Source organism: Daejeonella sp. (genome assembly GCF_049655485.1).
Classification (GTDB): Bacteria; Bacteroidota; Bacteroidia; order Sphingobacteriales; family Sphingobacteriaceae; genus Daejeonella.
On sequence record NZ_JBASJU010000275.1, the window covers coordinates 1 to 8,192 of the forward strand.

Consider the following 8,192-nt stretch of genomic DNA (forward strand, 5'->3'; position numbering starts at 1 on the left):
GCGTCGGTGATGATGGAGGATATAAAGAAAAATATTTCGGGCTGGCGAAAAGTTGCTTCCAGGTATAAATTATCTAACCGGGAACAAGATGCGATGGCGGAGGCTTTTTGGTTGGAATAGTTGAGTAGTCTCAATGGGCCGGGAAGCTTTGCATGTCCCCCCGCCGACTTCTTCCGCAGTCTTGATAAATATTCTGTTGTTATACCCAGAAAGGATGCCAGCGTATTTTATGCCTGGAAGAAAGGGCTTAAAACTGCAGTTATTTCCAGATGCCTGCTTCCCATGGGAATTCTCCGAACTGCTGAAACCGTTGCGGATTTATAGTTAAAATCATTTACCCCATAGATGTAAATGATTTGCGGATCGCCCCCGGGTTCTCTTACATCTCCGAAGGCATCGCTTGGCGCGTCAATACCAATGTAGAAAGGTATTGATCCATTTTCAATTCCAAGTTTAAGTCCCCATTTCTCTTTCCTGAAATATCTTAAAGCGTAAATGCTCTTTTCACTTCGGGTATGGTAAGGACTAAATATATTTGAAGGTGAAGGGTTTTCTACGTATGCGGGTGAGTGTAATTGATATGTAAACCGTCCTCCGAAAGTAGTAGTTTGACTTTGGCAATTAAAAACTACAGCTATGGTTAAAACAGCTGTTGTTCTAAAAAATAACGAATCGATTTTAGTCATTTGTTTTAATGAGTATAGGTCAACTTAAAGGGGTTGGTTTAAACATCAATTAAAGTGCTAACTGACATTTCCCCGCTCCTGATATCAATCTCCACTACACTAAACATCAAATGATCATATGCAGAGTCAGTTTTTCGGGCACCAAATGTGAATATATAGAATTCATTATGAAGTAAAATCAATTTTTTTATCCTACTATCAATACACAGCCTTTGAACTTCAATGAACGCAGGAAGCAAATTCGAAGGAAAACCGGAAACGTAAAAATTCGTCAAATCCGAATCCGGCAGGGTGCTAAAAAATTAGAATCTACTTCGGAAAGCTAGGCCGCACCTCCACTTTACTCGGCAAAGTCCGCGGATTCATGCTCAGCAAGTCGGCAAAAACTGACCAATATCTTCCGGCTGGATCTTCCATGGATTTCACTCGCTGCCGACCATAGGTCATTACCTTACGGGGATATTATTTTCAGAAAGATGTTTTTGACTTTCATCTAAACCCGGCGAAGTGTCCTGACCTGAAGCTTAAAATAAATCCTGGTATAATCTTAATCGCTGCCGAACCGAATTTTTAAAACGGTGAGAATTTTTTGTTTGCCTGTCATATTTTCTATATTGCATTGCACAAGAAACATAATGGCTGAAAAACTTGATGAAATCGAGCTAATAAAGCGTATCGCGGATAGTGATAGGGAAGCTTTTACCATACTTTATTCTCGTTATATTAATGGTTTGTACCGCTATCTATATCTTTTTACCAAAAACAAAGTTTTAAGCGAGGAGATTTTACAAGATGTTTTCATCAAGATCTGGACACGCCGCGAGACATTGCAAAATATAACTTCTTTCAAGCCATATCTTTATAAATCAGCAAAAAACCTAGTGATGGATGAAATCCGAAGGAAGCAGGTGCAAACAAATGTTCATTTAGCTTTGAAGCCAACTTCTGAAGAAAGTTGTGAAGTTTCCGATGGAAGAATTATTTATAATCAATATTACCAAATAGCGCAGGATGCTATAAATCTCCTTCCTGACAAAAGAAAAAGGATTGTTCAACTCCGTACAAATGAGGAATTGTCTTTAGATGAAATTGCCATAAAACTTTCCATCTCAAAAAATGTCGTAAAAAAGCAGCTTTACGCCGGAATGCATTTTGTAAGAGAATACCTTAAAAAATACGGGGAACTTGCAAGTTTTTTGATTCCTTTGCTATTTCTACTTGATGAGAACAATACCCTATTCTTCTAAGAAATCGTGCTTTATTTCCTTTAGCACATAATCCGTTTTTTATTTTTTATAATATTTAGCATCAGAGGGGTCCTTTTGATCACTTGGTTCGTCTTAATATAACGATGGACAAAAGAACAATTAACCAATTCCTTAAAAAGTATGCTGATAATAATTATTCTGATCAGGAACATCAATTATTTATTAATTGGTTGAACTCCGCTTCCACTGACGAGATACAGGAAATTATAGAACGGTACAACACTCTTACGGATATTTACGCCGAAAATGAGATTGTCTTATACCCCCGTGTGTTGCAAGAGATTGAGTCGAAGCTGAATGGTATCGATAAAGAGACTATACAGGAAAACCATTCTGTGAGGCTATGGCCTAGATATCGAAAAATTGCATCAGCTGCAGCTCTGCTTTTAATGGCAACTGCTTTTGCCTTTTACTTTTCAACTGACTTTGACCGGAAGAAATCATTCAAAGTTGTAGAAAGCACCAAATCAATACAAAATGAAATTTCTCCGGGAGGTAATAAGGCTACTCTAACACTTGCAGACGGAAAAATAATAGATCTGAGCAACGCAAAGAACGGTTTTTTAGCAGAACAATTTGGCATAAGGGCAAGAAAGCCAAAAGAAGGGCAAATCGTTTTCGATTTATCAACGGGTCAGAATTTTCCGGAAAATTTTCAAACCAAATCTTACAACACCATCAGAACTCCCCGCGGTGGTCAATTTCAGGTCGTTTTACCTGATGGAAGTAAAGTTTGGCTAAACGCGTCTTCGTCTATACGGTTCCCTGCATCTTTTGTGGATGAGGAACGGATAGTAGAACTTGATGGAGAAGCTTATTTCGAAGTAGTAAAGCTCGGGTCTTCCTCTGCGGACAATGGAAAAAAGATACCTTTTAAGGTTAAATCAGGAGGTCATCTCGTGGAGGTTTTAGGCACCCATTTCAACGTGAAGGCCTATTCTGATGAAGTTGACATCACGACAACCTTATTAGAGGGGAGCGTGAAGGTGTCGGAGAATATCACCCAGAAATCAAGGGTGTTAATACCTGGACAGCAAGCCAGAGTCGGTTCCTCAATGAAGGTTTCGGATGTAGATGTACGAGGAAGCACAGGTTGGAAGGAGGGTCAATTTAATTTCTCTGGGGAAAATATTGAAAGCATTATGCGGAGTATTTCCCGTTGGTATGATGTAGATGTTTCGTACAAGAAGAATATAACAAGGGAAACATTTGTAGGTTCGGTATCACGGTTTGAAAATGTGTCGGAAGTCCTGAAGATGCTGGAACTCACAGGTGCTGTGCATTTCAAAGTTGAAGGGAGGAGGATCATAGTTATGCCTTAAAATTTATTTGATCAAGGGCAATTTCGAAAAAACCTAATCGGTGTATTCCTATATCTAATTATAGTTTTAGCCTCCTACTATTGATGATTCAATTCTAAAATTAAACCAATCTCCAAGCGTATGAATTTTATTGATTTAACTCGACGAAAGCTTTCTAATTACGACAAGAAAACCTTGCTAATGTCTCCCTTTAGCAATTCCAGAAGGATGAAGAACACGTATATCATTTTTCGAATAACAATTGCTTTCTTGATTACCCTGGGCCTGCAGTCATCGGCTGCATCGCAAGACCAAAAAATAAATTTTTCAAAAGAAAATATTTCTCTCGAAAATGTTCTGCAGGAAATTAAGAGGCAAACGGGCTACAAATTTCTTTACACGGAAGAAATGATAAAGACCACGAAACCGGTAAATGTCCAGTTTAAAAATGCTTCCTTACAAGAAGCCCTTAAACAATGTTTTGCTGATAAGTCATTGACTTATACCGTTAACATGAATACTGTTGTCGTGCGAAGAAAACCAGAAGTGCAAAATGAGGTGGTGAACCCTATCACTGTTGGTGGAACAGTGACGGATGATAAGGGGGAGCCGCTTATTGGCGTAATCGTGAAGGTTAAAGGTACATCTGCGGGTACAGCCACGGATGTACAAGGAAGATATACTTTGAACGTTCCCGAGGCTGGCAGCATTTTAGTGTTCAGTTATATCGGATTTGTAACACAGGAAGTCTCTGTGAACGGACGTACAGACATCGATATTAGATTATCCGCTGAATCAACTTCGTTAAATGAAGTAGTCGTAGTAGGATACGGAACACAGAAAAAAGTTAATCTGACTGGCTCGGTAAGTTCCGTGTCCGGGAAAGAAATAGCTGAACGGCCCGTGTCGAATTCGGCTTTAGCCTTGCAAGGAATAGCCCCAGGATTAAGTATTGTAAATAATGGGGGTGCGCCTGGTGCTGATGATCTGAAAATTAGGATTCGTGGTACCGGGACTCTTAATAATTCTAATCCCTTGGTATTGGTTGACGGAATTCCTCAATCGCTGTCAGATGTGGCACCTAATGAAATTGAGTCTATTTCCATTCTGAAAGATGCGGCATCAGCATCCATTTATGGCTCAAGAGCTGGAAATGGTGTTATTTTAGTAACAACAAAGCGCGGAGTTAAAGAGGGCGTTGCGGTAAATTATGATTCATATGTTGGTAGCCAGGAAAAGGTTTTCTGGCCTGAACCAGCATCCCCGGGGGACTATCTAAGGTTACATAACGAAGCATACGAAAACGCAAGACTACCTGTACCATATAGCGAAGAATGGATTAAGAATGCAGAAGCGGGAACAGAACCTCTTAAGTATCCTTTTACCGACTGGCGTCCTGCAGTATTCAATGATAACGCCTTCCAACAGAATCATTCCTTGAGTTTATCGAGTGGGGGAAAGAGTGGTAGAGTTTCTCTTGCTTTAAATTATTTGGATAGAGATGGTATTATAAACAAGCACAATTTTGAAAGGTATAGCATGCGTCTGAATACCGATCTGTATCTAAATAAAAAATTAAGCGTGAATGCTGATGTCATGTATAGAAGACGGAACTATACGGGAGTCGGAAGATCTCCACAAGAAATATTACAAAGTCTTCTTCATGCGAAGCAGTCGGTAGTAGGAACATATCCTAATGGTTCCCATGATTTAGTGGGCTCCCTTCGAAATACATATGCCGTTATAAATAAATCTGGGAGCGATAACAGAAATAGTGATGACATCGTGGGGACGCTCGGTTTTAAATTTGACATCATTAAAGATCTCTCTTTAAAAGGGTCTTTAACTGTAAATAATACCGTCACCGAAAACAGGTTGTATCAGAGAAAACTTGAAATGACAAATTTTTTCACTGGTGCCCCTATACCCGTAGGTTCATGGTGGTCACAAAATTTCTTAAGAGAATCGCGAGAAAGGAATCTGGAGCCAAATTATAAGCTCTACGCTGACTATAGTAAGAATTTTAGTAAACACGGCATTAAAGCAATGATTGGATACGACGAAATTTCTAACCAATATCGTGTTCTTGGATCAACCAGAGACAATTTCTATAGTAATGATATACAGGAACTGGATGCTGGAGACCCGAAAAACTGGACAAATTATGGATCTTCTTCTGAATGGAGGCTTCGCTCTTTCTTCAGCAGACTTAATTATTCTTTTTCGGACAAATATTTGCTTGAAGCAAATATAAGATATGATGGGTCATCCCGATTTTCAAAAGGGAAAAAATACGGCGCTTTTCCTTCCTTTTCTGCAGGATGGAGGGTTAGTGAAGAAAACTTTCTTAAAAACAATAAAGTCATTAATAACCTGAAAATACGAGGCTCATGGGGCCAGTTAGGAAATCAAGAAATCCCTCTTTACAGGAATGTTCCGGTATATGCATTGAATCAGGGGTATAATTTTAACGGGAATGTCGTTGTCGGTGCAGCTCAGACAACAGCAGCAAATCCTGATATCACCTGGGAAACCACGACTATGACTGATATTGGAGTGGACATGGAATTCTTCGGCGGTAAATTTTCGGTAACAGGAGATTATTATTGGAGAAACACAAGCGACATTCTTTTTGCATTACCTATAGCCCCAAGTATTGGAATTGCTGCTCCTACGCAAAATGCAGCGAAGGTAGAAAACAAAGGTTGGGAACTAGCCTTAAGCTATCAGGGAAACAGTAATAGTGATAAATTCCAGTATAATGTTGGTTTCAATATCTCGGACGTAGTAAACAAAATCACGGATTTGAACGGAACAGGACCTTACTATCAGGATAAGTTCAACATCTGGCAGGAAGGATATTCAATCAATACTTTATATGGCTATAAAACTTTGGGACTATACCGCTCTCAAGCTGATCTGGATAAGTATCCTAAGATAAATCCCCAGGAGACTCTTGGAGATATTATTTACGAAGATGTAAATAAAGACGGTGTGGTAAACTCTAAGGATAGGGTGGTAATTGGTAATAGTGATCCGCGGTATGCACTTGGATTAAACCTTTCAGCCTCTTTCAAAAGCTTCGATGTTAGCATGTTTATGCAAGGTGTTTTGAAAGCCCAGTCAAATCTCGACGGTGCCTTGATTGAGGGGCCTGATTGGGAAAATTATACGACTGACGATATGGTGCAAAATAGGTACCATGCCACCAAAAATCCGGATGGAACAATGCCGAGGGTATCATATGGAAATGGATGGAATATTTTCGTGTCTGACTTCTGGATTCAAAATACGAGCTATGTTAGACTGAAAAACTTTCAGTTAGGTTATACATTACCTGCGGGGCTTTTGCAAAAAGCCAAAATATCAAAACTCCGCTTTTATGTGTCGGGAGAAAACCAGCTGACGTTTACTAAAACCAAATGGGTAGACCCTGAGTTCCCGGCGGGAAGACTGCAATACTTTCCGCAAAGTAAAGTGTTAACCGCAGGTATGAATTTTTCGTTTTAAAATAAATCAAGAAATATGAGAACAAGTATTTTAAGTCTAAGCCTATTGGTCTGCCTTACACTAGTAACTGGGTGCGAAGAATCCCTGGACCTGTACCCTCCGTCAGCCGTGTCTGAGAATGTTTTCTGGAAACAGGAAAAAGATGCATTATTTGCCGTAAACGCGGTCTACCGGGAGCTAGATCATCAAAATATGGTAGTGACTCTGGATGGTTCTACGGATATTGGATATGTGCGGAATAGCTGGGTGACCTGGTACAAAATGGGAATGGGGATTCAGGACGCTTTGGATCCTGAAGTAAGCGAGGCATGGACCCGATATTACGCCGGTGTGAGAAAAGCAAATGATGTAATTAATAATGTTGATAAGATTAGTAGTGGTAATCCAGAGGTTCTTAAACGGGTTAAGGCTGAAGCAAGGTTTTTAAGGGCTTACTTTTATACAAATTTGACCAGCTTATTTGGCGATGTTCCACTGCCGCTGGAGCCCTTGAAAATAACGGAACAAATGTCAAAAAAGCCTAAAGCTGAGGTGGTGAGTTTTATTATCTCGGAATTAGATGACATTGTCAAAACGAATGCTTTACCGATTAGTTATAGTGGAAATGATATCGGGCGGGCGACAAAAGGAGCGGCTTTGGCTTTAAAAGCCAGGCTATGTATAAGGAACGAAAAATGGGCGGAGGCAGCCGCAGCTGCTAAGGCTGTGATGGATCTGGGAGTTTATGGTTTATTTCCTAATTACGGAGATCTGTTTACTTACGCAGGTGAAAATTCCAAGGAAGTGATTTTATCAAGGCAATATGCAAAAGGAGGCTTAACTCATAATGCGTTATCCTGGGGACCGAGTTCGATCGGAGGATCGACTGATGCAGAACCTGTTCGCAAGTTGTTTAATAAATTTGAGTATAAAGGACAAAAAGATCCTGCCAATCCTTATATGAACCTTGATCCACGGTGGGGTTTTAGTTTCTATTATCCTGGATCGGTTGTTTCTACAGATGGTCCCCAACCTGTTCTTTATAATTCCTCTCCAAACGCATCCAACACTTCTATTGATAAGGTTAACACTCAGGATAACACATCCTCTCACGGTTGGAATATTCGAAAATATATAGATTATAAAAATGATAAAGCTAATCCTAATCAGGGAGCTATTGATATTATTCTTATCCGTTATGCGGATGTTCTGTTAATGTATGCCGAGTCGAAAATTGAACTGAATGAGCTTGACGCATCCGTGTACGCTGCTTTAAATCAAGTAAGAACACGTCCAAGTGTAGAAATGCCACCATTTTCACCCGGTAAAACTCAAGCGGAACTTCGTGCAATAGTTCGTAATGAACGCTGCGTAGAACTAGCGTTTGAAGGATTGCGATTATTTGATATGTGGAGATGGAATATTGGAGCGGAAAAAGCAGGTTTAGT

The 8,192-nt window shown here is 39.8% G+C and carries 5 protein-coding genes; 4 read left to right on the forward strand and 1 reads right to left on the reverse strand.

The genetic code is table 11. From position 1 onward, the window contains the following. Positions 1–227: 227 nt before the first annotated feature. Positions 228–686 (reverse strand): hypothetical protein, encoded by a 459-nt coding sequence (locus WBJ10_RS11770; protein ID WP_424290522.1) that lies wholly within the window; start codon positions 684–686, stop codon positions 228–230. Positions 687–1,321: 635 nt separating this feature from the next. Here WBJ10_RS11770 and WBJ10_RS11775 point away from each other — a divergent pair. The 4 genes from WBJ10_RS11775 to WBJ10_RS11790 form a co-directional block, all read left to right on the forward strand. Continuing rightward, complete coding sequence (locus WBJ10_RS11775; protein ID WP_424290524.1) at positions 1,322–1,933, forward strand: RNA polymerase sigma factor; 612 nt, start codon at positions 1,322–1,324, stop codon at positions 1,931–1,933. 104 nt (positions 1,934–2,037) lie between these two features. Further along, positions 2,038–3,276 (forward strand): FecR family protein, encoded by a 1,239-nt coding sequence (locus WBJ10_RS11780; RefSeq protein WP_424290526.1) that lies wholly within the window; start codon positions 2,038–2,040, stop codon positions 3,274–3,276. Between the two features lie 207 nt (positions 3,277–3,483). Then, a complete protein-coding gene (locus WBJ10_RS11785; RefSeq protein ID WP_424290528.1) occupies positions 3,484–6,765 on the forward strand; it encodes a TonB-dependent receptor in 3,282 nt (1,093 codons plus the stop codon). 15 nt (positions 6,766–6,780) lie between these two features. After that, on the forward strand, positions 6,781–8,192 hold a 1,412-nt coding region (locus WBJ10_RS11790; RefSeq protein ID WP_424290530.1), incomplete at its 3' end, for a RagB/SusD family nutrient uptake outer membrane protein.

Excerpts from the sequence above, each read along its gene's own strand:
- WBJ10_RS11775 (WP_424290524.1), top strand. The coding sequence starts at position 1,322 with ATGGCTGAAAAACTTGATGAAATCGAGCTAATAAAGCGTATCGCGGAT.
- WBJ10_RS11785 (WP_424290528.1), top strand. The coding sequence starts at position 3,484 with ATGAAGAACACGTATATCATTTTTCGAATAACAATTGCTTTCTTGATT.
- WBJ10_RS11770 (WP_424290522.1), bottom strand. The coding sequence starts at position 686 with ATGACTAAAATCGATTCGTTATTTTTTAGAACAACAGCTGTTTTAACC.
- WBJ10_RS11780 (WP_424290526.1), top strand. The coding sequence starts at position 2,038 with ATGGACAAAAGAACAATTAACCAATTCCTTAAAAAGTATGCTGATAAT.